This is a genomic window from Vibrio sp. ZF 223 (assembly GCF_003050585.1).
In the GTDB taxonomy this organism is placed as follows: domain Bacteria; phylum Pseudomonadota; class Gammaproteobacteria; order Enterobacterales; family Vibrionaceae; genus Vibrio; species Vibrio crassostreae.
The window spans coordinates 372,664-399,166 of the sequence record NZ_PIGB01000003.1; the positions used below are offsets into that span (position 1 = coordinate 372,664).

Annotated in this window: 22 protein-coding genes and 9 tRNA genes; 15 read left to right on the plus strand and 16 right to left on the minus strand. The window is 42.6% G+C overall.

Translation table 11 applies throughout. The annotated features are described in order from the left end of the window. The first annotated feature begins 238 nt into the window (after positions 1-238). A complete protein-coding gene (locus CWO13_RS09175) occupies positions 239-790 on the plus strand; it encodes a DUF4174 domain-containing protein (RefSeq protein WP_102433459.1) in 552 nt (183 codons plus the stop codon). A gap of 51 nt (positions 791-841) precedes the next feature. On the opposite strand, the gene cobA is transcribed toward CWO13_RS09175, so the two are convergent. From cobA to CWO13_RS09220, 9 genes are all read right to left on the minus strand, one after another. Further along, positions 842-1,618, minus strand: a complete 777-nt coding sequence (gene cobA / locus CWO13_RS09180; protein WP_102433458.1) for a uroporphyrinogen-III C-methyltransferase — start codon at positions 1,616-1,618, stop codon at positions 842-844. Between the two features lie 277 nt (positions 1,619-1,895). Then, on the minus strand, positions 1,896-2,711 hold the full coding sequence (locus CWO13_RS09185; protein ID WP_108082832.1) for a formate/nitrite transporter family protein: 816 nt from the start codon (positions 2,709-2,711) through the stop codon (positions 1,896-1,898). 117 nt (positions 2,712-2,828) lie between these two features. Further along, on the minus strand, positions 2,829-3,152 hold the full coding sequence (nirD, locus tag CWO13_RS09190; protein ID WP_108082833.1) for a nitrite reductase small subunit NirD: 324 nt from the start codon (positions 3,150-3,152) through the stop codon (positions 2,829-2,831). Between the two features lie 14 nt (positions 3,153-3,166). After that, entirely contained in the window at positions 3,167-5,740 is a 2,574-nt protein-coding gene (nirB, locus tag CWO13_RS09195; RefSeq protein ID WP_108082834.1) for a nitrite reductase large subunit NirB, read from the minus strand. Between the two features lie 620 nt (positions 5,741-6,360). Then, a tRNA-Cys gene (locus CWO13_RS09200) sits at positions 6,361-6,434 on the minus strand. A 66-nt stretch (positions 6,435-6,500) separates the two neighbouring features. Next, a tRNA-Leu gene (locus tag CWO13_RS09205) sits at positions 6,501-6,587 on the minus strand. A gap of 79 nt (positions 6,588-6,666) precedes the next feature. Beyond that, a tRNA-Gly gene (locus CWO13_RS09210) sits at positions 6,667-6,742 on the minus strand. A gap of 45 nt (positions 6,743-6,787) precedes the next feature. Then, positions 6,788-6,861: transfer RNA gene (locus CWO13_RS09215), tRNA-Cys, on the minus strand. Between the two features lie 67 nt (positions 6,862-6,928). After that, positions 6,929-7,015: transfer RNA gene (locus tag CWO13_RS09220), tRNA-Leu, on the minus strand. Positions 7,016-7,363: 348 nt separating this feature from the next. On the opposite strand from CWO13_RS09220, the gene CWO13_RS09225 reads away from it, so the two are divergent. After that, entirely contained in the window at positions 7,364-8,152 is a 789-nt protein-coding gene (locus tag CWO13_RS09225) for a lipase family protein (protein ID WP_102433455.1), read from the plus strand. Positions 8,153-8,227: 75 nt separating this feature from the next. On the opposite strand, the gene CWO13_RS09230 is transcribed toward CWO13_RS09225, so the two are convergent. From CWO13_RS09230 to CWO13_RS09255, 6 genes are all read right to left on the minus strand, one after another. Beyond that, positions 8,228-8,301, minus strand: a tRNA-Cys gene (locus CWO13_RS09230). A 66-nt stretch (positions 8,302-8,367) separates the two neighbouring features. Next, a tRNA-Leu gene (locus CWO13_RS09235) sits at positions 8,368-8,454 on the minus strand. A gap of 80 nt (positions 8,455-8,534) precedes the next feature. Next, a tRNA-Gly gene (locus CWO13_RS09240) sits at positions 8,535-8,610 on the minus strand. A gap of 45 nt (positions 8,611-8,655) precedes the next feature. Next, positions 8,656-8,729 (minus strand) — tRNA-Cys (locus CWO13_RS09245). A gap of 199 nt (positions 8,730-8,928) precedes the next feature. Further along, entirely contained in the window at positions 8,929-10,374 is a 1,446-nt protein-coding gene (gene viaA, locus CWO13_RS09250; protein ID WP_108020874.1) for an ATPase RavA stimulator ViaA, read from the minus strand. A gap of 11 nt (positions 10,375-10,385) precedes the next feature. After that, positions 10,386-12,041 (minus strand): ATPase RavA domain-containing protein, encoded by a 1,656-nt coding sequence (locus CWO13_RS09255; protein ID WP_050634205.1) that lies wholly within the window; start codon positions 12,039-12,041, stop codon positions 10,386-10,388. A 288-nt stretch (positions 12,042-12,329) separates the two neighbouring features. Here CWO13_RS09255 and CWO13_RS09260 point away from each other — a divergent pair, with 288 nt between their 5' ends. The 12 genes from CWO13_RS09260 (at position 12,330) to CWO13_RS09315 (ending at position 24,433) form a co-directional block, all read left to right on the plus strand. Beyond that, positions 12,330-12,845, plus strand: coding sequence for an NUDIX hydrolase (locus tag CWO13_RS09260; protein ID WP_102431564.1), 516 nt, complete (start codon positions 12,330-12,332; stop codon positions 12,843-12,845). 17 nt (positions 12,846-12,862) lie between these two features. Continuing rightward, positions 12,863-13,867 (plus strand): low-specificity L-threonine aldolase, encoded by a 1,005-nt coding sequence (ltaE, locus tag CWO13_RS09265; RefSeq protein WP_102431565.1) that lies wholly within the window; start codon positions 12,863-12,865, stop codon positions 13,865-13,867. 767 nt (positions 13,868-14,634) lie between these two features. Next, positions 14,635-15,159, plus strand: coding sequence for a hypothetical protein (locus tag CWO13_RS09270; protein ID WP_230682276.1), 525 nt, complete (start codon positions 14,635-14,637; stop codon positions 15,157-15,159). A gap of 77 nt (positions 15,160-15,236) precedes the next feature. Beyond that, positions 15,237-15,734, plus strand: coding sequence for a hypothetical protein (locus CWO13_RS09275; RefSeq protein ID WP_017080976.1), 498 nt, complete (start codon positions 15,237-15,239; stop codon positions 15,732-15,734). A gap of 89 nt (positions 15,735-15,823) precedes the next feature. Next, complete coding sequence (locus CWO13_RS09280) at positions 15,824-16,549, plus strand: molecular chaperone (protein WP_048668843.1); 726 nt, start codon at positions 15,824-15,826, stop codon at positions 16,547-16,549. Between the two features lie 2 nt (positions 16,550-16,551). Continuing rightward, a complete protein-coding gene (locus CWO13_RS09285) occupies positions 16,552-17,238 on the plus strand; it encodes a fimbria/pilus periplasmic chaperone (RefSeq protein ID WP_102431746.1) in 687 nt (228 codons plus the stop codon). After that, on the plus strand, positions 17,222-19,714 hold the full coding sequence (locus tag CWO13_RS09290; RefSeq protein WP_258186376.1) for a fimbria/pilus outer membrane usher protein: 2,493 nt from the start codon (positions 17,222-17,224) through the stop codon (positions 19,712-19,714). Before CWO13_RS09285 ends, CWO13_RS09290 begins: the two co-directional genes overlap by 17 nt. Then, a complete protein-coding gene (locus tag CWO13_RS09295) occupies positions 19,704-20,585 on the plus strand; it encodes a hypothetical protein (RefSeq protein ID WP_102431745.1) in 882 nt (293 codons plus the stop codon). The genes CWO13_RS09290 and CWO13_RS09295 overlap by 11 nt, the downstream gene beginning before the upstream one ends. A 95-nt stretch (positions 20,586-20,680) precedes the next feature. Then, entirely contained in the window at positions 20,681-21,370 is a 690-nt protein-coding gene (locus tag CWO13_RS09300; protein ID WP_102460936.1) for a helix-turn-helix domain-containing protein, read from the plus strand. A 336-nt stretch (positions 21,371-21,706) separates the two neighbouring features. Beyond that, complete coding sequence (locus CWO13_RS09305; protein ID WP_102431388.1) at positions 21,707-22,021, plus strand: c-type cytochrome; 315 nt, start codon at positions 21,707-21,709, stop codon at positions 22,019-22,021. Positions 22,022-22,187: 166 nt separating this feature from the next. Beyond that, complete coding sequence (gene ylqF / locus CWO13_RS09310) at positions 22,188-23,123, plus strand: ribosome biogenesis GTPase YlqF (RefSeq protein ID WP_029405588.1); 936 nt, start codon at positions 22,188-22,190, stop codon at positions 23,121-23,123. Between the two features lie 284 nt (positions 23,124-23,407). Then, positions 23,408-24,433 carry a GGDEF domain-containing protein gene (locus tag CWO13_RS09315; protein WP_048660411.1) on the plus strand — a complete coding sequence of 342 codons (1,026 nt, stop codon included), beginning with the start codon at positions 23,408-23,410 and terminating at the stop codon, positions 24,431-24,433. Positions 24,434-24,590: 157 nt separating this feature from the next. On the opposite strand, the gene CWO13_RS09320 is transcribed toward CWO13_RS09315, so the two are convergent. After that, on the minus strand, positions 24,591-25,136 hold the full coding sequence (locus tag CWO13_RS09320) for a GNAT family N-acetyltransferase (RefSeq protein ID WP_055318731.1): 546 nt from the start codon (positions 25,134-25,136) through the stop codon (positions 24,591-24,593). 166 nt (positions 25,137-25,302) lie between these two features. Between CWO13_RS09320 and CWO13_RS09325 the strand changes: the two genes are divergently transcribed. Beyond that, positions 25,303-26,445 (plus strand): acyl-CoA desaturase, encoded by a 1,143-nt coding sequence (locus CWO13_RS09325; RefSeq protein ID WP_048660095.1) that lies wholly within the window; start codon positions 25,303-25,305, stop codon positions 26,443-26,445. Positions 26,446-26,503 lie beyond the last annotated feature (58 nt).

Genomic DNA, 26,503 nt, shown 5'->3' on the forward strand with positions numbered 1-26,503 from the left:
TTTAGATTTTCCGTATACCCTATTCTATTCACTTATAAAATGCGAGTCGCTTTACTCAATAAAAATGAACTTGTTTCCTTCCGTTAACGTAAATCTCCGTATGTTTAGCGTAATCCTAACTATGCTTAATGTAGGTTGATTTGTGTTGTACGTTTATCGAATGGTTCTGAGCTTAACTTTCTTCCCTACGTAACTTTCAAATCATTCTCAGACTTTGAGTTTTCAAGGGAGGTTGGCCATGCTACACCGACAAATAAACAAATCGTGCGTAAGCATCGACACAGCCAAAGCAGCGAAATCAATGAATTATTCGGCAAGTTTTCGCGTCTGGTTTAGCTTGATTAAACTACTGACTATCAGCACAGTATTGGTCATGAGCTCAACCATTCACTCGGTACTTGCCTACCCTGCCTATTCACATTCAAAACCGTTACCGCACCGTAGCGTGATCTACTTTGCACCAAAGGAAGATTCCGTCGTCAAAGAATTTCTCAATGAAGTGTTGATCAACAACTGTCAATTGGATGAAAGAGACGTAGTTATCATTGTCATTGCGGAGAGCGGCTACACAGTCCCTACTTGGCTTGAAGAAGAATTTAACCTAGAAGCCGTAACCGATAGCTATGGAATACCAAAAGGTTCACATACTGCTGTTTTGATAGGTAAAGACGGAAAAGAGAAACACAGGTGGAGCGGTAAGACAGACTGGCAGAAAATCACCAATATCATCGATGAAATGCCAATGCGCCAACAAGAAATGCAGCGACAAAGCAGCCGCTGCAGTATTTGATACTTGATGAGTTCAGCAATTGTTTAAAAAGACAACTAGAAGGCCAAATAATTAAGCTTGCTTGTTAAACCAATCTAGCTTTTCATGTAGCTGAGCTACACTGCCAACGACAATAAGTGCAGGGCTCTTTGCTGTAGCAGCAAGGCTTGCCAAATCACTCAGCCCACCGCGGTAAACCTTTTGCTCTTGGCGAGTACCGTTTTCAATGATCGCTACAGGCATATCAGCTCGCATACCGTTATCCAGTAAGTTTTTCTGAATGTTTGGGCTCTCTTTTAACCCCATGTAAAACACAATTGTATGGTTGTGCTGAGCAAGAGATTGCCAGTCAATATCTTCGCCGTCTTTCTTAAGGTGACCGGTAATAAACTGAACGCTTTGCGCATGGTCACGGTGCGTCAACGGAATACCCGCATAAGCCGTAGCACCTGCAGCAGCTGTGATGCCCGGAATCACTTCAAATCTAACGTCATTTTCAGCCAGTGTTTCACACTCTTCCCCGCCACGACCAAAGATAAATGAGTCTCCACCTTTAAGGCGTACTACATGCTTGTTCTCTTGTGCTTTAGTGACCAATAGTTGGTTGATCTGATCTTGAGGTACGCAGTGATGATCGAGCTTTTTACCCACATACAGCATTTCCGCTTCTGGGTTAGCCATCGCCAAGATATCCTTTGATACCAAGCGGTCATAAACCAAAACGTCTGCTTGTTGAATCACTCGTGCCGCTTTTAACGTAAGTAAGTCTGGGTCGCCCGGACCCGCGCCTACTAATGAAACCAATCCTTTGGTTACTTCTTTAACATTCGATGACGATACTTCTGACATGCTGTGCTCCGAAGGTTTGCTTGTTTTATCTCAAGCTTCAATCTATGTGATAAGTCACTGTATTCATGATGACTTATCCAAATCCTTAACCCTTAGACTATCAGGTGTTGAATTAAATATTCAGTCTAAATACTAACGAAGATAGAAGTAATTATAACAAAACAGTCTATTGCGAGTAATTTGCGCAATGATATAAGGGCTTTCGAACTAAAAAAGCCCCAAACATGTTGTTGGGGCTCTTAATCTCATACTAAATTACGTTTCACCGTATTCAGAATTACTTAGCACCTAGAGAAGGAGCGGTTCTTGCGTGTGTTAGGAACAAAGGAACACATGTTAAGAACAAACCACCAACGATGTTACCAAGGATTGTAGGGATAAGGTTGAAGTTCAACCATGTCGCGATACCGAAATCAGCGCCTAGAATCATACCCAGTGGGAATAGGAACATGTTTACTACCGTATGCTCAAATACTAGTGCGAAGAAGATGAAGATTGGGAACCACATCATTGCTACACGGCCAGGTACAGTACGTGCTGTCATGTTACCAATCACACCTAGGCACACCATTAGGTTACAGAAGATGCCGCGCACGAAACATGTGATCCAGCCGTCCATGCCCATGTTTTCAAAACCTAGGCTACGACCTGTAGAAACAGCAATGAACTTCTGCGCAACTGCATTTGGTTCTAGAGAGAAGTTACCTGTAAGTGAAATTGCCACTAGCACCGCAACAATGAGAGAGCCAATCAAGTTACCAAGACCAACAAGCCCCCAACAACGTAGGATACGCCCCCAAGTAACACCTGGGCGGTTATCGAATTTCGCTAGAGGAGCAAGACCAAATACACCTGTTACTAGGTCATAACCCATAACACTCAAAATAACGAAGCCAACTGGGAACACAAGAGCACCAACAATACCGATGCCTGTTTGTACGATAGTTGTAATAGCAACAACAACCGCAAGAGAAAGAATGATACCAGCCATAGTGCTTCGAATCAGAAGATCACGTGTACTTGTTTTCGTTTTCGCTTCACCCACGTTGATCATCGTTTGAACGAATTCTGCTGGTTTAAAATCAGTAGACATAAGATTGTCCTTAAAAAGTTAAAAGTTGAAATCGGATAGGAAAAGGTTCTAATTGCCGAATTAAGGCAATGTCGATAACTAGAACCCTTGAACTATCAAATCTTACAGGTCGTTCGACTAAGCAGAGATTTCTACAGCGCCTTTGGTAACACGAGCTTTATACGCTTTCACGTTGAAGTTCTCGTCTTCCATGCACACACCTGTTGCTAGGTTAAAACGTTGCTTCTTAAGCGGGCTTGCCACCCAAAGCTCTTCTTTATGCTCAACAATCAAGCCACGTGATAACACGTTAGATTGGAAGTATGGGTCTGTGTTGCTAATCGCGAGTACTTCTTCAGCCTTAGTTGGGCGGAAGATAGCCACTTGCTCACCACCAACCAATGCACAAACACCTGTACCTGGGATAATGTCTTCGATCTTACAAACTTTGGTAAATGCCATGATGTCGTCTCCCCTTAAACAGTTTCTACGTGAATGATGTCGCCCTGGTGCCTTGAAGTAATGGCTTCAGGGTGTTTCTCAGTGAATGTCGCTGGACGATGTTGTTCACGGCCATCTTCAACAAACACTACGTTTTCATCACGATCATCAGCATTGATGAAGTGTGCAAATCGCTTAAGTTGAGTCTCGTCGTTGATTGTATCTGTCCATTCACAAGCAAAGTTATCGATTAGACCAGAGATGTCAGTCTCAAGTTGGTCATTGATGCCAAGCTTGTTGTCGACAATCACTTCACGTAGGTAGTCAACACCACCTTCTAAGTTATCCATCCATACCGAAGTACGTTGTAGTGGCGCAGCCGTACGAATGTAGAACATCATGAAACGGTCGATGTATTTGATCAGGGTTTCTTGGTCTAGGTCGCTAGCCAGTAAGTCCGCGTGACGAGGCTTCATACCACCGTTACCACACACATACATGTTCCAACCGGCGTCAGTCGCGATGATACCTAAATCTTTACCTTGAGCTTCAGCACACTCACGAGTACAACCAGACACACCAAACTTCATCTTATGAGGAGTACGGATGCCTTTGTAACGGTTCTCGATCATCACCCCTAGGCCAACTGAATCTTGAACTCCGTAACGACACCAAGTTGAACCTACACATGTTTTAGCCATACGAAGTGCTTTTGCGTAAGCTTGGCCGGTTTCGTAGCCTGCTGCGATTAACTTCTTCCAGATTGCTGGTAAGTCATCTTTTTGAGCACCGAATAGACCAATACGTTGTGCACCAGTGATCTTGGTGTACAAGTTGTATTCAGCCGCTACGTCAGCCAGAACGCTTAGAGCTTGAGGTGTTACTTCACCACCCGCCATACGAGGAATAACAGAGTAAGTACCGTCTTTTTGCATGTTACCTAGGAAGTTATCGTTGGTATCGTGCAGCTTCACTAGCTCAGGCTTAAGGATGTGCTCACCCCAGCAAGAAGCAAGGATTGAACCCGCTAGAGGCTTACACACTTCACAGCCGTAGCCCTTACCGTACTTCTCTAGTAGTTCGTCGAATGTTTTGATCTCTTCGATACGAATCAGGTGGAAAAGCTCTTGGCGAGAGTAAGCAAAGTGCTCACAAACGTCGTTTTTCACTTCAACACCGGCTTTAGCAAGTTCAGCGTTCAGTACTGAAGTCACAAGTGGAATACAACCACCACAACCCGTACCTGCGCCTGTTACCGCTTTGATATCACCAATGGTGTGGTGACCTTCAGCAACAGCTTGAGCAATCTTGCCTTTCGTTACATCGAAACAAGAACAGATAACAGCAGACTCAGGAAGAGAATCCGCGCCAAGTGTTGGCTTTTCAGCACCAGCGTGAGCAGGAAGAATCAATGCATCTGGGTGTTCTGGCAGGTCGATTTCGTTCAGCATTAACTGAAGAAGATCACCATAGTCAGACGTATCACCAACCATCACTGCGCCAATAAGCTTCTTATTGTCTTCAGAGACGATGATACGTTTATAAACTTCTTGCTCTTCGTTTTGGTAAACGTAGCTCTTACAACCAGGAGTACGACCGTTTGCATCACCGATAGAACCTACTTTCACGCCCAGAAGCTTAAGCTTCGCAGACATGTCCGCACCTTCAAATGTGCTCTCGTTACCGACAACGTGGTCTACCGCTACCGTCGCCATCTTATAACCAGGAGCAACAAGGCCGTAGAACGTTTGGTTCCAAGACGCACACTCACCGATAGCGTAAATGTCTTTATCAGTTGTTTGACAGTGATCGTTAATCTCGATACCGCCACGAGGTGCAATACCTAGACCCATTTGACGAGCAAGTTTGTCTTGTGGGCGAATACCAGCAGAGAATACGATGAAATCAGTTTCTAGCTCTGTACCGTCTGCAAAACGCATTACGTTACGAGCTTCAGTGCCTTCAGGAGCAATCTCAAGCGTGTTCTTGCTTGTATGTACGTTAACGCCCATACGTTCGATTTTTTGACGAAGTTGGTTACCACCCGCTTGGTCAAGTTGCTCAGCCATTAGCTTAGGAGCAAACTCAACAACGTGTGTTGTCACGCCAAGTGCTTTTAGTGCGCCTGCCGCTTCAAGGCCAAGTAGACCACCACCAACGACAACACCAGACTTAGAGTTCTTAGCGGTTGCTTCGATAGCTTTCAGATCTTCGATAGTGCGATAAACGAAACAGTCTTTACCTTCGTTGCCTTTGATTGGCGGTACGAATGGGAAAGAACCGGTAGCAAGAACAAGTTTGTCGTATTGAATTTCTCGACCAGTGCTTGAGTAAACTGTTTTCTTTTCACGGTTAACGTTTATCGCACGTTCACCGATCAGCATATTGATGCTGTGTTTCTCGTAGAAACCTTCTTTAACTAAAGAAAGTTCGTCTGCAGTGTGGTGTGAAAAATAAGAAGAAAGGTGTACACGGTCATAGGCTACACGTGGTTCTTCACAGAACACCGTGATGTCCATGTTTGCAACATCTGTCTTCTCGACTAAATCTTCGATATAGCGATGGCCGACCATCCCGTTACCGATTACGACTAGCTTCATCTTGCTCATAAGAATTCCTGAAGGTTATATGTTTCTTAACTGAGCGAATAATGAATTATGAAAGAAAATGAAAATATGATGTAAATCAATTACGAAAACGAACTACCCTAAAGGGGTAGAACAAAAGAGGTAGATCTGCTGATTTATCATACGAAGCAAACGAATAACCGTAGATTTAATAAGGTTTAGCGGGGTTTTATATACACTTTTGCGCATTAGATAAGATGTTGTAAAGTTTCACAATAGGTTAGCAGTAACGCAAGTAAATGACAATCATTTTCATTTGCAGTCATAATAAGTGTAATAACTCATGAAAGCGTTACAGGATCATGAGCAACTATGTCTAAATATGAAGAACTTAATGACGCAAAAGACAATCGCCTTTTTCCATTCCCCACTAATTTCACTCAAAAACCACCACAATTAGTTAACAGATGCTGGTGATTGTTTAGCAAATGACCGGTTTACACAAGGAACAGACCGGCAAAGAAAGTGATCAGATAAGAGCTTGTTCCTAGAGGTGTTATTGACTAGATAACATACGTGGAAGTTTGAATATAGCATGAGGGTTTAGAATTTCAGATAGCAAAAAGGCCAGCATTTCTGCTGGCCCTTCAACTTTTTAATAGTGGAGGCGCCTCCCGGAGTCGAACCGAGGTCCACGGATTTGCAATCCGCTGCATAGCCACTCTGCCAAGGCGCCTTTAGTAGTGTTTTAAGAGAACAACTCTTTTGATTGTCACCTAGTAAAAGGTAACAATCAAATAGATGGTGCCCCGGGCCGGACTTGAACCGGCACAACGCGAACGTCGAGGGATTTTAAATCCCTTGTGTCTACCAATTCCACCACCAGGGCACGCAATTCTTTATTGCGATGCCGATTACTGAAAAGTAAAACACCATCTTAATGTCAAATTAATCAACATTACAAAATTTGGAGCGATACATCGGGTTCGAACCGATGACCTCAACATTGGCAAGGTTGCGCTCTACCAACTGAGCTAGTATCGCATTTCATTCTTAATATCTCTTAACTTATCAAACTAAGAGAAAGAATGGAGGCGCCTCCCGGAGTCGAACCGAGGTCCACGGATTTGCAATCCGCTGCATAGCCACTCTGCCAAGGCGCCTTTAATAGTGATTTAAGAGAACAACTCTTTGTTCATCACTCTACTCAAAAAGTAGAAGCAAGATAGATGGTGCCCCGGGCCGGACTTGAACCGGCACAGCGCGAACGCCGAGGGATTTTAAATCCCTTGTGTCTACCAATTCCACCACCAGGGCAACGCAATCTTGCGATGCTGATTACTGAAAAGTAAAACACCATCTCTCAGCGACCTAAGCCGTGAGAACGAGGTGTACTTTAACGGATGGAAAAAATTCGTCAACAATAAATTTTATCTTTTAATTCAAATGATTAATTATCACTCTCCAAAGAATAAATTTAGTGCAGCTTGTACGGTTCTTATACGCTGTTCTCTAATCTAACACTGCAATTTACTATCTAGGGTTAACTTTAGCGACAGCGGCAAATTTTGGTTTTTCTGTAACGAATCAAGTAAATGGTGTTTTCATGTGCTTTTCACATTCAACGACTAGAGTTTTAAGTAACTCTTATTAAGAAGTAAACACGTGAAACCACTAAAACGATATCAATATGAGCGCTATGCCGTTCTTTGTAACCTCGCCTACCCTAGAGTATTTAAGCAAACTCGCTATGGTTTTGACCCAAATGGACAACGCATCATAAAGAACCAGTTTGGCAAGACCATGATTCGAGTGCTGTGGAGCAGCGACAAAGATGAAGTGGTTGTGGTTATCAAAGGATCGCACAGCATCTCAGATTGGTTACTGACCTTTGCTCTATGGACAAGAAGCTGCAAAAGAATTGGGCTCAATTATCGTGTGCATGCTGGCTTCTATCATCTAATGTTTCAGGAAAGCCAGCCAAGTCGTAATGAAGATAAGCTTGGCTTAACCGTTATTGAACGCTTGGAAGCTACGCTCACACCTCTAATAGAGCAAGGCAAGAGAGTGTCTATTACTGGTCACTCTTCCGGTGGCGCTATCGGTTGTGTCTTCGCTGATTACTTTGATCAAAAGTACCCTAGCCGTATTAAGCGAATAGTGACTTTTGGCCAACCCGCCATTGGTGACTGGAGCTTTCGAAAGCACTATCGTTTGGGTAAGAAGACCTACCGAATCTGCTGTGATATCGACATCGTAACCTTCATGCCTCCAGTTCCTTTGCTCTATTGGCATGTAGGCAAAGTGCTTTGGCTCTATAACGGGCGCATCTACGAGAACACACCGACATTAATCCGTCTTGGTCGCTCTATCTTTAGTTGGTTGATTAGGCCTTTCTCTTACCATTTGATGAGTAAGTATATTCGTAACAAAGATTTCTTTGATAAACATTGAAAAGGGGACGTTGGAAGCTTTTAGCGAGGCCAGAAACGAAAAAACCAGCCACGAGGACTGGTTTTTTCTAAATGATGGAGGCGCCTCCCGGAGTCGAACCGAGGTCCACGGATTTGCAATCCGCTGCATAGCCACTCTGCCAAGGCGCCTTCAATAGTGTTTTAAGAGAACAACTCTTTTGATTGTCACCTAGTAAAAGGTAACAATCAAATAGATGGTGCCCCGGGCCGGACTTGAACCGGCACAACGCGAACGTCGAGGGATTTTAAATCCCTTGTGTCTACCAATTCCACCACCAGGGCACGCAATTCTTTATTGCGATGCCGATTACTGAAAAGTAAAACACCATCTTAATGTCAAAATGAATCAACATTACAAAATTTGGAGCGATACATCGGGTTCGAACCGATGACCTCAACCTTGGCAAGGTTGCGCTCTACCAACTGAGCTAGTATCGCATTTCATTCTTAATATCTCTTAACTTATCAAACTAAGAGAAAGAATGGAGGCGCCTCCCGGAGTCGAACCGAGGTCCACGGATTTGCAATCCGCTGCATAGCCACTCTGCCAAGGCGCCTTTTTAATTCAACACTTTAGGGACTTAAGTAAGCCGCACCGCTGTGTTCGGGTGCCTACTTTACGGATTAAGGGGAGATAGTCAAACAAAAAAGTGAATTTAAATTCCGCTTGCTGACATTTAAATCAAATTGCTGCATGTTCGATCTCTTCTATCAAAAAACACACAGCAAAATGGATTTAAATTAGATGTTCTAGCGCTACCACTTCTTCATGAAACGACCGACAAGACTCGGATGATACGCCCAGCAGTGGTCAAACATCGTCATAAGTTGAGGGTTACCATACTTAGAAAGACTAACCGCGTGGAAACGGTTTTTGTGTTCTTTCAACTTTTCAACTTGAGCAATCATTTCTTCAGATTGTTTCGGTGCAATGAAATCCGAAAGTACGATTAAATCGGCATTTTTGTATTTATCACCCGTCATCAAGTCAATCGATTTCATGAGAACAGGTTCTAGATCCGTACCGCCATGGAATGAGTAACTTAAGAAGTCGCTCGCTTCACGAAGGCCATCTTGCCTTGTTAACTCATAGGTAATCTGCTCAGAAGAGAACAGAATCACGTAACAATCTCTCTCTTCCGCAAGAGCAATTTGCATTAAGGCATAAGCCATAGCTTTGGCAGACTGCTCAGGGAATCCACTCATAGAGCCCGAAGCGTCCACACAGACGATAAACGGACCCTTTTCAATATCGATGTTCTTGCTATCTGGCTTTTGCGCTTTCACTTTACGTAACGTGCGTGATTTACCTTGCGAGCGATAGTTCAGTAAACGCTTGTCGGCCAAGTGCTTGTAAAAGATAACCTCAAGTTCAGGGTAAGCTAGAAACATAGTTTCGTTTGGCAGCATCTTGTTGAGGTCATCACTTTCGTGAATCCCAACAATATCATCGACCGCTTCATCGCTTTTCTCTTCAACCATCTGCAATTCTTCTACAGGGGCTTTGTGTAGCGAAGGATCATCTTCCTCGCCAGCCATACGGCCTAGCTTTTCAGCGATCTCTTGCAAGCCCTTGTGCTTATTCAAGAACTCAGCATGACGTTTCATGATGGTAAGGTCTGTTTTGCTTAACTTGGCAGATGCCATGTCCCACAAGCGCCCTACACTGCCTTCATCACCCGACTCCGTCACTTTGTCCATGTTTTTCATGGTTTCCATGCGCTGATAAAGATCGGCTAAGACTTTTTCTTTGCTTGTTTCGAGCTCGGTTACTTGAGCTTGTTTGATCGCATCAGAAAGAGATTGGTACCATTGGTCGCAAAAGTAGTGTGGAAACATCGCGTTATAAACGCCTTTGTTGTTTTCCATCAAGCGTCTTGCTTGTAGGTAGAACGCGGAGTGCCACTCCAGTTTTTTGATGACACTATCAATCTCATCAAAGAATTGCGGTTCATCCCAGTAAATCACTTCTTGGTAAAGGGCGATTTCCTCTTGGAATCGATCAGTTTCACACACTTTAGTGACGCGTTTTTTAACTTTACCGCGCCATTTCACTAAGTGGTTTTTCACTGATGTTTTCACGCCTTTGTTCTCTGCAGCCATCATGACTTGAGAGCGAGCAATGAGATCATTCATCGCGGTATCAATGATTCCTGAATCAGCCACCATCAAAGCGAGGTTTAAGCCGTCTGCTCCTAACATATGCTCTCCCCTTACTCGAAGTACTGGCTCATAAACTTAATACGCTGAGCAATCTTGCTGCTCTTCACTTTCGTGGTTTCAAGATCTTGCGTGACCGCTTGCAAACTTGCTTCCATCGCTTTCGGCAAGTCAGGGTCAATATAGTTGTGAGGCAACGCATCATGGAATTCAGTACGAACACGCTTTAACTTGAATTCCGCTTCGGTTAACTGTTCTAGCGCTCTTTCAGCACCACTTAACCACTTGTTATACAGTTCTTGGTCCAAACCATCTGTGGTAACAACGCTCACCAAGACAGAGCGATTGGCAATGTCTTTAATCACTAATTGGTTCGATGCATCCAAGTCGAGTTTTAAACGGCATAGGTTTTTATTTTCGTTTACGTAACCGTAAATATCGCCGTGACCTTCTTTAAGAACACGATCAAAATCGTCTTTGGCTACGTAGACCCAACGGCTATCGCCTTTCTCAGATTCAGACACCGACATGTTGCTTTGCAGCATAACCAGTTTCACTAGATTGTATGCACTGCCTACGCTGTACATTTTCGCGTTCTTGATATCATTCTGGTAAACGTCTTTTCGCAACAAGCCGCTGGTTGATTCCATAGAGAGCGAAACTGATAGCGTCGATTCAACATCGTCTTGAATCTCTTCTAACTCTTCACGAGACATCTCGATTTGAGCTTTCGATTCTTGTTGATCAAACGCTCGGTTCAATGCAAAGTCTTTCACCACGCTACGAACTACATCGCGCGATTCAGGGCTATGCCATAAACAATCCTGCAGAAGCATGATATCTAGCGGGTTCACGCTATCGCGACCACTGAAGAACGCACTCGCTTTCAATAGTTTAACGGCCTTCTTCCAGCGTCTATCTGATACATACAAGTCTGACTCTGATGCTGAGCCTTGCTTCTTAACCGTCTCTTCAAGCATGGTTTTCAGTTCATACAGCTTGTTAAACGAGTTATCGGTCAGCTCTAGCTTGTCGAGCTCTTTCTGCCATTGATGGTACTCAATGTCAGTGATCGCCAAACCTTTTGGAATCACAGCTTCTTGAGAAGTACCCGTTGTCAGCATTGATTTGAAATTTTGTTTGTTTTGAATACGGTTAACAAACACGCGAACCAACATACGGTCATAAAGGGCTTCTAGGCCGCTGTCTTCATCTGGAAGTTCATTAGATGCAGAAACCAACAAGCGCATAGGTACGCGTTCAATGTCGCTGCCGTTCTTAAATGTTTTTTCGTTCACTACAGTAAGCAGGGTGTTTAGGATTGCAGGGCCGGCTTTCCAGATCTCATCAAGGAATACAACTTGTGCTGTTGGTAGGTAACCTTCGGTCAGTCTTACATAACGACCGTTGTCTTTTAATTCTTGGATACTTAGCGGGCCGAACACTTCCTCGGGCGTAGAGAAACGTGTCATCAAATATTCAAAATAACTACTGTTGTCAAAAGCCTGAATAAGACGTTTTGCGATAAGGCTTTTTGCAATGCCCGGAGGGCCTAATAGAAACACGCTTTCACCAGCCAATGCAGCCAGTAAACATAGCTTAATCGTGTCTTCTCTTTCATAGACACCATCAGAGAGAGCATGCGCTAATTTATTGATTCTTTCAGAGAGTAGCGCCTTGTCAGCATGTGAAGAAATAGAAGGGTTCATGCGTTACTCCGAAAATCTTTGAACAATTGAGAGTGTAGATATGTTTTTATACATTTGTTAGCACTTTGTTACAAGTGTATTTTATTATTGAGTTGCATTTATATCAGATGGTTACGTCGGTAATTTTGGCGCAATCATAGATTCCAATTATGAGAGTAACATCACGAACGGCGTGAAACTAAATCTATTGCTAACCCTAATTTTTCTTTTATTTTCGACACCATAGACGTTATGGTGGTGCACGTCTTCCGTTATACGAAAAATTGGCAAGGAATGTGGCCAGACTGCATGAGTAAAGTTATCCATAAATGGAAAAGTATTTCTCTCATAGAAGAGAACGTGACGCTCCCTACGAACGTCGTGGTAAAACATACAACAATAAACCACCCTGGCGCGGCAGTTATTCTTCCTATCACTTCGTCTGGAAAAATCATCCTCATTAACCAATTCCGCCCTTCTCTTAAGAAATGGCTTTTGGAACTACCTGCAGGCACGATGGAAATTGATGAGTCACCTCTTCAATGTGCCCAGCGTGAATTGGAAGAAGAAACCGGTTACAGCGCAACTTCCTTTCAAAGCTTGGGGCAAGTCACTCCTTTGGCTGGCTTCTGTGATGAAATACAGTATCTGTTTGTCGCAAAAGACTTAAGCCTCACTACCCGCTTTGAATGTGATGAAGATGAAGTCATAGAAGTGATCGAACTGAGCTTAGAAGAACTGCAAGATAAAATACGACACGATCAAATCACCGATACAAAAACTATCGCTTGTTTAAGTAAAGCCCAACTCTGCGGCTACCTATAACACTCTAGGAGAGAAACATGGACTTTCGTTCTGATACCGTAACTAAACCCTCACAAGCTATGCGCGATGTAATGGCAAGCGCAGAAGTCGGTGATGATGTATATGGTGATGACCCAACAGTAAACGAGCTTGAGCAGTGGGCAGCCAACGAAACTGGCTTTGAAGCCGCTATGTTCACCTCTTCAGGTACGCAAGCCAACCTACTCGGCCTAATGGCGCACTGTGAGCGTGGTGATGAATACCTATGTGGTCAACAGGCGCACAACTACAAATACGAAGCCGGTGGCGCGGCGGTATTGGGCTCGATTCAACCTCAACCAATCGAGAACAACCCAGACGGCACTTTAGATTTTAAAAAGCTTGCTGCTGCTATTAAACCTGACGACAGCCACTTTGCTCGTACTAAGCTTCTTAGTTTAGAAAACACGATCAATGGCAAAGTACTGCCAATGTCTTACCTAGCGGAAGCTCGTGAGTTCGTAAACCAACACGGTTTGCAAATGCACTTAGACGGCGCACGCGTATACAATGCGGCAGTCGCTCTCGACGTTGACATTAAAGAGATCGCACAACACTTCGATTCGATGACGATTTGTTTATCGAAAGGTTTAGGTGCTCCGATTGGCTCTCTACTACTTGGTAGTAAAGAGTACATCGCTAAAGCACGTCGACTACGTAAAATGGTTGGTGGCGGTATGCGTCAAGCAGGCATTCTTGCTGCAGCAGGTAAAATGGCACTGACTGAGAACGTTGCTCAACTTAAAGCTGACCACGAGAACGCGAAAAACCTAGCGATCGGCCTAAGCAAGTTAGAAGGCTTTTCTGTTAACCCTGATTTCATTCAAACTAACATTGTGTTTGCTAAGTTAGATGAGTCCGTGGATATCAACCGAATCGCTCGCGAACTGGGCAAACAAGGCATTACGATGTCTCCAGGTAACCCGGTTCGATTTGTTACTCATAGAGATATCAGCTCTGAAGACATCACTACTTTCCTAACAAAGCTAGAAAATGCACTTTAACTCTTAACGAGAAGAGCCTCTATCGCAATTAACACTAAAGCTTCCTTCGGGAAGCTTTAATTTTTCATCAAATCTGTTAGACAATTCCACAACAAAACCAGCCTTCGACACCTGTAGGTTTTCTAGAAAACACACTAGATTGACTGGAACAGAACGCAATCTCATTTTGGCCTATAAGGATACCTTCTAAGAATAATCCCTAAATTTAAGCATTCAATTAACCTTTGAGTTTGAATTTCATTAATGACTTAAAGCTTTGTCTGTTCACTAGAGGTAAATAACTTAGTAATAATAATGTCAAGCTTTTAAATACCACGCATACGGTATTTAAAACTAGAGTTAACCTCCCCTAAAAATTCGTTTAAATAACTAATTTCAATAAACAAACAGCAGATACCCCTCTCGGAAATAAAAATTTAAAATCGCTAAAATCAACTTATAAATTAAGTTTTCAAATTAGCCTCCCCGTTAATAACACTGTAACTATTGTGGTGACAACGGCCCATCAAAAAACTCAATACACTCGACGTAGACCATACTTCTATTTTTATCAATTAAATAAAAATCGCTCGTCAACTCAAACATTGGGGAAAACTCCACTATCTAATTGAATATAGTATTATTATCCAATTATTTAATCTCTTCGGTTCAGATTAAAATCATACTAAAACTCATACTTCTCTTAAATAATAAACTTTTTTTACTACTTCACCATTTTTTAAAGCACATATAGTTTTCACAGTTAAGCAACAAGTTACATTCAACCGTTGAGAGGTGAGATTATGGTTAAAGCATTTCGAATTCTTCATAACTTAATCGTCTCAGCGTTAATTTTCAGTCTGTCACTTTCATTATATGCCAGTGCTAATAGCTTAACGTTAGGAATTAGCGGTCAGATCAAAGACCGATGCGAAATAAACTTCTTTTCTGGCAACATTATGAATTTTACGGAACACCGTGATGTGCAATCGTTACCTTTTAATATTTATTGTAACCGTCCGTTGGGTATAACGATCAACTCAAAATATGGAGGCTTAAAATATCAACATCAAGGGGTTGATATTATTGAAAGTTACAATTTGTCATTACAAATAGACGAAATTCGTCTTCATGAAAGTAGGCACAGTAGCCAACTTACTTCACCAGTAATGATAGACAGTTCTGGTGTTATTCCGTTCTCTCAACAGGGGAATCTTAGGGTAGCACTCGAAAATAGCTTGCATTACGCAGGTTATTATCAAGACGTTATTGAGATCGAAGTTTACCCTTCGATTCATAGCGTAACAAAGTGAAAACTCTGCAATGTATCTGCAGAACAACATACGCTCAGCAGTATTCGAGCCAATCATTTAAGATAAAGGAATTTCTAATGAAAAAGCTAACACTCTACGCAGCAACAGTCACAGCTATTTTTGGCGCTCAAGTCCAAGCCGCTCCAGGTGATGTACAGTTAGTTGGATTTGTTTCACCTGTATGTGAGGTTACTGGTCTTTCAACGCAACTTATGGACTTTGGTAACGTATCTCAAATTCAAAACCTTTCTGTTAGTGGTCTTAACATGAAGTGTAATGACGTCGATGGTGCAACTGTGACACTGACAAGTGCTGAAGGTGGTCTAGAGTCAGATGATAGCGAAGACTACGCTCTTACATACGATGCAACATTTAATCCTTCAGGCTTAGCTCCGTTCACGCTTAATGCACCAGGGGGCCCAGGTCTAAATGACGTTTCAGTCAGTAATTCTTATGGCGGTTCTGGCGCATTAGCGACAGGTGTTGCCGCATCTATTGATATTGTGACGACAGAAACCTCCCCATGGGCAGGTGGCTACTCAGATACATTAACCGTAAATATCACCTCAAATTAGAGGTTAATAAGTCGGGGGCTATTATTTGGCCTCCGACTTAATCTTAGCCTCAATCTCAACGACGTAAGTTTAATTTGGAGCTTATCGCTATGTATCAATGGATCATACATAAATGGACCGTTCTGTTTTTATTGTCGTTCACTTGTTTGTCCGCTCATGCGTTCAAAGTAGAACCGATGTCTATGGAAATGACGCCGCTTGGCAAAAGAGCTCAAATGACCATGAGGGTTGAGAATTCTTCTCAAGAACCGCTCACGGTTGAGTTGTCTCCGGTATATATGACAATGGACAAATATGGCAAAGAGACCACCACTCCTGCTGATGACGAGCTACTAGTTATTCCAGTGACCGCGATTATTGAACCTGGACGATCACAATCTATTATGGTGCGCTATTTAGGCGATCCTTCCATCACAGAATCTAAAGCGTATCGAATTGCTGTTAAGCAAGTACAAGTTCAAAGAGCAAGCAGCAACCAAGGACAAGTAAGTCTGTTACTGCAATTTAATACGCTTATTAACGTCCGACCTCAGAACACAGCTTCTCAGCTAGAAATTAAAAGTATCGAACAGAATACCAAAAACAACAAATGGGTTCTTGAAGTACTTAACAGTGGTAATAGCTACGGTCGATTAACAAATACAACATGGAAGATATCTGATGGTAAAAATTCGACATATTTAAAAGGCGTAGAAATCGCTAAGCGTATTCCTGGAACTTTAGTCCTTCCCTACTCCACTCGTTTTTTTGAAATGCTGCCTCTTAAAAATTACAACGTGAATAACCTATCGATTGAAATAGAGCAGGATCAATAGCAATGAGACGTGATATTTGGGGGGCGCTAATTTATTGCTTTCTGTGTGCACAAGCGTTTGGCATAACACTGTTTCCAACCGTCATTGAGCTCAACACAGATCACAGAGCAACGTCGCAACTAGTTGTGACTAACAACTCAACACAAGCTCTCCCACTTGAAGCTAACGTTCGTCGATTAAAATTCTTATCTGATGGTACATTCGAGACATCTGATCTAGCGAGTGAAGAGATGTTTGTGTTTCCACCAGCGGCGATGTTGGCCCCCGGAGAACGTCAAGTATTCCGTATACAATGGTTGGGAAAGAGAACACTCGAAACCTCTCAAAGTTATTTCATTCGTTTCAGTACCGTGAATATTGGACAGAACAACGCGAGAACAGATAAACCCATCGGTTTAACAACCGGTATCAACTTACAAGTTCACTACAATGCGTTGCTGCACATTCACTCATCGTCGTTAGAGCCTGACGTGAAATTGCGCATAGATGAGCAAGGCAAGCTAACACTCACTAATTCAGGATCGCGATTTACCTACACATCGTTACTTCATTTTGCGGGGCTCGAATCTCAGAGCCAAAAAGTACATGAGGCTTTAGGTGAGCAGTTTATTCCACCACGCTCCATTATTACTTTGCCTTCTTCTTTAAATTACTTACCAGTGGGCACTTATCATGGGCATGAAAACTGAACCCTATCACAAGATGTGGCAAATTTTGTATGTCTTGGGATTAGTACTTTTTTATTGTGCCGCCTTAAGTCCTACTGCTTGGGGCCAAGAAATGGTCTTAAACCCAACAGGACGAGATATTCAACTTACCTCGTTGCTAAGGATAAGTGACACCATACTTGGGGAAGCGGACATTATCATTACCGCAAACAACGAAATTTTGTTACCTAAGGAAAGTACACTCTCCCTCCTTTCGTCCGTCGTAACTCAGGAGGGCATTGGGAAGCTCAATGATACGACTGACGATGAGATGCTGTCACAGAACGACTTCGAGAACGTAGGACTGGGGCTGAGTTTCGATTTCTCATCATTAGAATGTATCGTGACAATACCGCCTGAATTTGGCTTAACCCAGCAATTGTCTATGGACGGCGCAGATGATTTTTATAACTATGCTGAACCAAGCCTGTTTAGTGGGTACATTAATTTTGCCCTTTCTGCCAATGAGAGCCAATATGTCGATCAAAACTCATCAAGACAGGATCTTTATCGCAGCCAATTCGATTCAGCACTTAACATTGGTTTTCTAAACTTTGAGTATGAATCCTATCTAGAAAACAGCTCATCACAAGATTCACGATACGTAAGAGAAGGATCTCGTCTTAATATTGACTTTGCCGAACAAGGAACACGACTTGTGCTCGGCGATATGTACAACAGTGGTCAATCTTTTCAGGACAGCACAGACATACTTGGTATTGGTTTAACTCGAGATTTTACGCTCATTCCAACCAGAAATGCACGACCACGAGCCAATCAATCATTCACGCTTCAAAGAGCATCAAATGTCGATGTCTATATTGATGGGATCGCAGTCCAAAGATTAACTCTAGGCGCAGGTAGCTATAACCTTAGTGATATCCCCCTTGCACAAGGTAGTAATGATATTGTACTCGTCATCACCGACCGCTCCGGTAATGAAGAACGCATCGAGTTTTCTATTGCGACCGGTAACGACTTGCTCAATAGCGGTGAGTTTGAATATAGCATCATGTATGGAGCGCCTTCTGAATTACAAAATGGACAACTAGAGTACCTAACCGACGAGCGCATTTTCCATGGTTATATTGATGTGGGTATTAGTCCTTGGTTAACGTTAGGTACGAACTTTCAAACCCGTGAAGATCTTTATCAATATGGTGCCACTGCGTTACTCGCTTCTACATGGGGCGTCACTGAACTCACTGCTTCTCTTAGCGAACACCCTACATTTGGAACTGGCGACGCTTACAAATTTGCGTTCGATGCGGAGTTTTCCAATACGAACACGCTGTCCCCACAACTGAGTTTCAGTTATGAATATCTGGCCAACAATTTTACTGGGGTTTCAGGATTTGATGCTTCCGATATCGATATCAACTTAACCACTCATTATGTCTCTGCATTCAGCTCCATTTATCTTGGCAAGTCCTTACGTGCCGCCATGACGCTCAATTATCGTTCAGGAGTAGACAAAGAGAACGATTATTGGCTGATTAGCCCGAGTTTATCGGACGGACTGTTTGATACACCCGCCACCTGGAGCGCACGCGTTAACTATCGGAACAACGCAACCGAAGACGATGATATCAGCACTACAGTCACCGTTAGCTGGCCTCTTAGTCGACAAACTCGTGTCGTCGGTCGATACACCACAGAACTCAATGAAGCCGCCTTAGATTACAGCTATCAAAATAATATTGGTAACACAGGCGGGATATCAGCGTTTGCGAGTGTCATTAATAACGAAGAAACGGATGCCGATATGGATGCCGGAATTAACTACACGGCAAACCGCTATGAATTAAATGCAACCCACGCTTCGCGGCTTGAAGACATTAGTGGTGAAACACGAAACCACAGTACTGACGTGACCATTAGTAGTGCCATTGCTTTTGCGGGCTCATCTGTGACGATCGGCAGACCAGTACGCGAAGCATTTGCTATTGTCAGCAAACATAAGAGCCTTAAAGAGAATGACGTGGCTATCGATCCCACAAAAGAGGGTGAGTACGCACGCGTTTATCTTAACGGAGATGCAAGTGCCATGGTTCCTGACCTTGTTGCTTATAATGGCCAAGTAGTCAGTTACGAGGTCGATAACTTGCCACCAGGGTATGACTTAGGCGACGGCGCTTTTTGGATTAAGCCGGGTTACAAAAGGGGCTTCCAACTCCAGATTGGATCTGATGCTGTATTAACCGTTATTGGCAAGCTATTCGATCGTCAAAGTAACAACCCTATTTCACTTGTCGCTGGCGTAGCACATTACCTTGGTGAGGCAAAACAGTTGCCAATTGACTTCTTTACAAATCGTAACGGCATATTTGCAATCTCTGGGTTAAAGCCAGGTAAATATCAATTAGTACTAGACACTAAAGAACAAGAGTCAGTCATCATTTCCCTCAGTGAACGCAGTAACAACTTGATAAGACTAGGAGATGTGTATGTCGAATAAACAAGTACTTTGGGGATCCTTGTTCCTCATAGCCATAAACCATGTACCTTCGGCATTGGCATGTGAAGCTAGTGCGTTGACTATTCAATCCGTCTCATCGAAATCACAATATGATGTTTTCAGCGCAGGCACATTCGCAACAATAAACACTTACCGTATAGATGCGAACATAATTGGCGAACCCTGCAACTTAAGCTTAATTTTGCAGCTTAACGATACAAGCCGCTCGTTAAAAGGGTCAAACCAAGACAAACTCAACTTTGAGTGGAGTGGACAGATCGGTATGCCAGTGGCTAATCAATGGCACTTATCATTAACCGACAGCCAACCTTCGGCAACGATACAAATGCGATTTCCGAGCAAACAATGGTTAGCATCAGGAACCTATCGGGGGTTATTGGAAGTCTCGCCGTCTTATACATCAAATAGTCAACAAATAGAAATTAGCCCTAGTTCCATCCCAGTATCGGTTACCGTTCCTCCTGCTGCGAAAATTCATTTTTATGGATTAACCCAACAACATTATGACCTTGATCTAGGAACCTTATACTCAAACAAGGTTATTCGTTCTGCACCTAACCTATGGGTTCAAAGCAATACAGCTTATACCATCGTATTGGAATCATCCCACCAAGGAATGCTGCGTCATGAATCTAATGAGACCAAATGGGACATTCCATATCAATTGTCCCTCGATAGCGACAGAGTAAATCTTGAGCAACTGGATGCAAGGATTCAACGTCTTTCCGCTACGATTGGTCAACCTATTCCTTTGAATTTTGTCATTGGTGAAACAGAGAACAAACCAGGAGGTCAATATGACGATACATTACAAATTTCTATTGAACCCCGACTTTCACAGCAACCGTAATTATGCAATTATGTAAAAATTAAGCCGGAGAGCTCAATTTTATAAAACACAACGTCATAGAATCAAAACATGATTTACCAGGCTCGGAATAAGTTATGCATAGAAATAATTTGAAGCACATGCTCCTAATTGGTGACAACGGTATTAACAACCAGTTTATTCAGCGCGAAATAGAAAAATACAGTGATTTTTCTTTTAGCAGAGAATGCATGACAAGCATTGAGCGCTCGAGTAACCATAAGACTTTCGATGTCGTCCTTATTAGCTACTTACTATTGGCAAATATCGAAGATATCAACATCATTTTATCAAAAATAGAATCAAAGAAATGGGTAGTCTACGATGTTCCTGCTGACATTACCGGACAGAGTATTACCGTAATGCAACTATTCAACTTGTTTAATATAAAAGGAATCATCTATCAGGACGCTCCTATTGATCACCTTACCCGTTGTTTAAAAACAGTGTGTGACGACGATTTGTGGCTACCAAGAAAGTTAATGTCACATATTCTATCTAATAGACACGATTACACTTTCAAGTCGAAAGTAATACTATCTAGCCTTACTAAAAGAGAAGTTCAAATATTCAAGCGCGTGATTAGAGGCGATTCAAATTTAGAAATTTCAAACGAACTATTTATTTCAGAAAGTACGGTAAAGACGCACGTATACAATATATATAAAAAAATAAATGTCACAAACCGCAAAGAAGCAATAAGAAAAGCATATTTTATCAATAGTTTAGAGACTATTATACAACCTGATATAAAGCTCAAAGTATAACTACAATCCAAAGATAATAGTAAATTACAGTTACCTACAAGCACGATGACAGTTGACGAAAGTTCCCTTTCAAAGCTTGGGCCACGTCCCCCCTTAACAAGTTTCTGCTCTGATATCCAACAACTGCGCATCACAAAAACTTAAGCCTCACGACACATTTCGGCTCTATGACTCACAGCTTCTCAAAAAGCTTAGCTGCTCCGGTTTGTACATGACTTTCCTAACAAAGCTGTAAAAATTCACTCTAACCCCATGTAATTGCTCATCTAGAGCAAATAGAACTTGAGCTTCCCCTTAAGGTCAGCTTTATAATCATGTTTTTACCGGAACAAAAACATGCATTACCCATCCTTCGCTCTAATATTAGTCGCTTTTTCTTCTAGCCTTTATGCCTCTGATGATGGCGATCCTGAATTAGGTAAAGTGAAATCACCAAGCTGCGTTTTTTGTCATAACCCCACCAGCCCTTCGGCTGATAACTCCTATCCTAAGCTTTCTGGTCAAGATCCAACCTACCTCTTTAATACAATGAAAGCGTATCAAAATGGGGAAAGACAAGGCGACTACGCAGATATGATGCGAGCACAACTAAGCAAGCTCAATGACCAAGACTTGAAAGATATAGCGGCTTTTTACACGTCACAACATTAGCGGGCCCACTTTCATCAGGTTAATCATCAGCTAAATAAGCATCACCAAGCCGTCTATACTTCAAGCAAACTCACAGAGCTCATTGAAGGTCGCGATAGATATACCTTTACACGTATCATCCAACCCTTACAATGTGCAGCAAATATATTTATCAAGGTTTATCTCTATGTCTATTCAATGGTTTCCGGGCCACATGCATAAAGCCCGCAAAGAAATCGAAGAAGTTATCCCACAGGTTGATGTGATCATCGAAGTACTGGACGCTCGTATCCCGTTTAGTAGTGAAAACCCAATGATCTCTTCACTGCGCGGCGATAAGCCTTGTGTAAAAGTGTTGAACAAGCGTGACCTTGCCGATCCTGAACTGACTCAGCGTTGGATTGAACACTTCGAGAAAGAGCAAGGCGTTAAAGCGATTGCGATTACGACTAGCGTAAAAGAAGAAGTTAACCACGTTATGGAGCTAGTACGTAAGCTGGCACCGCACCGTGAACAGATGGGCAAGAATATTCGTACAATGATCATGGGCATCCCAAACGTGGGTAAATCGACCATCATCAACTGTTTGGCGGGACGTACGATCGCGGTTACTGGTAACCAACCTGCGGTAACTCGTCGTCAGCAACGCATTAACCTGCAGAATGGCGTGATCCTTTCAGACACTCCAGGGATCCTTTGGCCTAAAGTGGAAAACCCACACAGTGGCTTCCGCTTGGCTGCAACAGGTGCTGTAAAAGATACGGCAATGGAATACGATGAAGTGGCATTTTACACAGTAGAGTACCTAGCAAAGCAGTACCCTAACCTTTTGCAAGAGCGCTACCAAATTGAAGAGCTGCCTGAGTCTGACATCGAACTGATGGAAGCGATTGGCCGTAAGCGTGGTGCACTTCGTGCAGGTGGCCACATAGACATTCACAAATGTTCAGAAATCCTGCTTCACGAATTGCGTAATGGCACTTTAGGTAAGGTAACTCTTGAGTTGCCAGAAATGATCACACAAGAGCTGATCGAAGTTGAAGAAGCGGCTGCGCTGAAAGCCGAACAACAGATTAAGAAAAAAGAAGAGCGTCGTAAGCGTTACTTGAAGAACAAGCGTTAATCGCTATTAGTTTTTATTAATCTACTTTAGTTTCTGTTTACCACTCTTACACCTGCCTCTAATATATTCACGTTCTATCGATGATAGAGCGTGAATATTGCCTGTTACCGTTTGTTGATCTAGCTAACATACTGACAAATCTATAGAAACGGTCGTTTACAATCCCAAAGACTGTGACATACTACGCAAATTATTGTGTATCCATCTCGGCTAATTTCTCAATGCGCTCTTATTCTGGGTTCAAGAATCAAAGATTTAAAACCTATTTCGATAATGAAATTTATTTGCCGTACATAAATTTCATCTACATCCCGATCTCAATATTCTGTGCTTTCATCATCACCGACTACATCCACTTTGGTAGCGAGTGCATTACACCTATCATTTTCCGAGTCATACTTTTTCTATTGATGATGGCTGTCGCCAGATACTGCATTACAAACAAACCCAACGTTTTGGAACTGGTAGAAAGTACTTTCCTTGTAGTTAGCTCACTTTTCTTAGTCTATGTCGGTCGGCTTGCGATTGATCTGAATAATTTCGATTACCAAGGTGGTATCATTCTCGTCATGATCTACATTGGCACATTTTCAAGATTGTCAGCCAAATACAGTATCTTTACGCTGTCGTTTATCTTTTTGGCTTATCTGATCGGCCTTGCGCCACTGCTTTATGAAGCAGAGCCAAAGCATGAAATAGAAACAATTTCCGTTTATATTTCGGCTTACATCCTAATCTCAGCGGCCTGTATAAGACGTGACTTAGAAGTACACAAGCGTTTTGCTCAATCCGAGCAGTTGCGCAAACAAGCGATTCAGCTTCGCAAACAATCCAATATGTTTGAGGCGCTTTCTTATCAAGACGCGCTAACAGGTTGCTACAACCGCCTTTATCTTCATCAGGTCATAGAACCGAGCATAAACCGTCAGTTATCCATTACATCGATAATGATAGATGTTGATCATTTCAAATCAATTAACGACACCTACGGCCATCAAATGGGCGACATGGTGATAAAAGAACTGGCTGATGAGATTCAAAAACGACTACCGACGAGCAGTAACTGCTTTCGATACGGGGGTGAAGAATTTTTGGTGATGGTGCAAGGGGAAACAAAGGCTTCAATTGAATCGCTAGTTAACTCCCTTTTAGAGTCCCCTTCTCGCCTTAGGTTAGAGGTAACGATTTCAATCGGTGTAAAACATGCACCTCAGGCCCTTGGTTCTGTCGAGCAACTTATCGACGACGCCGACCAAGCACTCTACATTTCGAAGAAAGGTGGTAGGAATAAGATCACATGGTGTGATTAATCACCCAGTATTTCACGCACCTTAGCGATTAACAAAAAAGACGACTACTCCAATCAAAAAAGCCCCGAACAATTTAATGCTCGGGGCTTTTATCTTTATTCTTCAGCTTTGGTAAGCGTTGCAATTAAGCAAGGAACCAGTATTCAACAAGAATCGTCTAAGAATACACGACGCTTGCTGTTTTCTGTTCAAGTTCAACGGGAGAGTTCCAAGAAATCACTTTTTCGTTCACTTGGCTACCACATGGTGCATTCCAAACTTGCTCTAGCTCTTCTTTGCCTCCAATTGCTTCATAAAACGCGATAGCTTGGCGATTTTCAGACATCACTTCTAGGTAAAGCCCTGAATCCGAATAGTATTGCTGTAACCACTTCGATAGTTCAGACAATAGACGCTTGCCTACACCGCGACCGCGGTAATTATTGTCTACGTGTAACGCATCAATGAACGTACCTCGTTCAAAGTTGTGATTACCAAACGCGCAGACGAAACCAACCAGTAAACCGCCTTCTTCTAGCAATAAAACATGTTGGTTGAAAGGAGGATTAATCAAACGAGTCTGCCAAATAACAGATCTGTCCTCCAAAACATCATTTTCTAAGTAATCATCAGCAAGGATGCCACGGTAATATAGCTTCCAGCTATCCGCGTGTAATTGGGCAATCCGCTCATAATCTTTATATTCAGCTACCTTAATTTCCATTTATTAGCCCTTAGTACTTCCATTTATGACTTGCTACTACATTTCACACTACCTTTATACAATATTTAAGCAAAACATACTAATACACGTTTACACTTTCAATATTGACTTACACGTGTACGCTGATATTCTAGCGCACAGATGTAAGCCCAATGGAAATTTGCTAATGAATAGTGCCGACAAACAATCTACAAAAAAGCCGCCATTAATCTGGCTCAATATTTTTGTATTCTCTTTTAGTATGCTGCTTGCTGTTGTAGCCGCTCCCGTTTATGGCTACTTTTTTGGCTATGGTATGGAGCACTGGATATGGCTAGCGATCTGCTTTACGTTCTGTAACCTTTCAATCACGACGGGTTATCACCGCTTATGGTCACACAAAGCGTTTGAAGCGCATTCAAGCCTAAGATTCCTGTTTGCATTAGGTGGTGCATTTGCCCTGCAGAACAGCGCGCTACACTGGTCTTCTGATCACCGTGTACACCACAAGCATGTCGATAACAACGACAAAGACCCATACTCTGCAAAACGCGGCTTTTGGTACTCGCACATTGGTTGGATGATTCGTAATTACAGCACTTCAATGTACGAAAACTACGAAAACTGCCGTGACCTTAAAAAAGACAAGATTGTTATGTGGCAGCACAAGCACTATGTTCTGTTGGCATTGCTGATGAACTTCGGTGTTCCTATCGCTTTAGGTGTTATTTACGGTGACGTACTTGGCATGTTGTTAATCGTAGGCGCTGTTCGTTTGGTACTTAACCACCACACAACATTCTTCATTAACTCTCTTGCTCACATCTGGGGTAGCCAACCTTTTACCGACAAAAACACGGCCCGCGATAACGGTGTGTTGGCGGTTCTAACTTTTGGCGAAGGCTACCATAACTTCCACCACATTTTTGAGAACGACTACCGTAACGGCATCTACTGGTGGCAATACGATCCTACAAAGTGGTTGATCAAAAGTGCTTCATTGATGGGACTGACAAGTAAGCTTAAAAAGACCCCTCAAGCTCGCATTGAGAAAGCCGAAGCGTCAATGCTACTCAAACGCACACAGCAAAAAATCATGCACCGTGCCGACAAGCAACAAATCGCAGACAAGCTTCAGCAAGAATTCGATGCTCTAGTATCAAACATGAACGAGTACTACGAAGTCAAAAAGCAGCTACTTGAAAGTAAACGTGAAGACGTTGTGAAGAAGTACGAACACTCAGTTCTTAAAGTTCGTTACCAGCAAATCAAAATGAATTTCGAACAACAGAAGAAAAATTGGGCGATGACAGTGGAACAATATGCTTAAAGCAAAAAAATACGCTTAACACACCAATAACAACACAGTTTGATTCTTATTCTGAAGC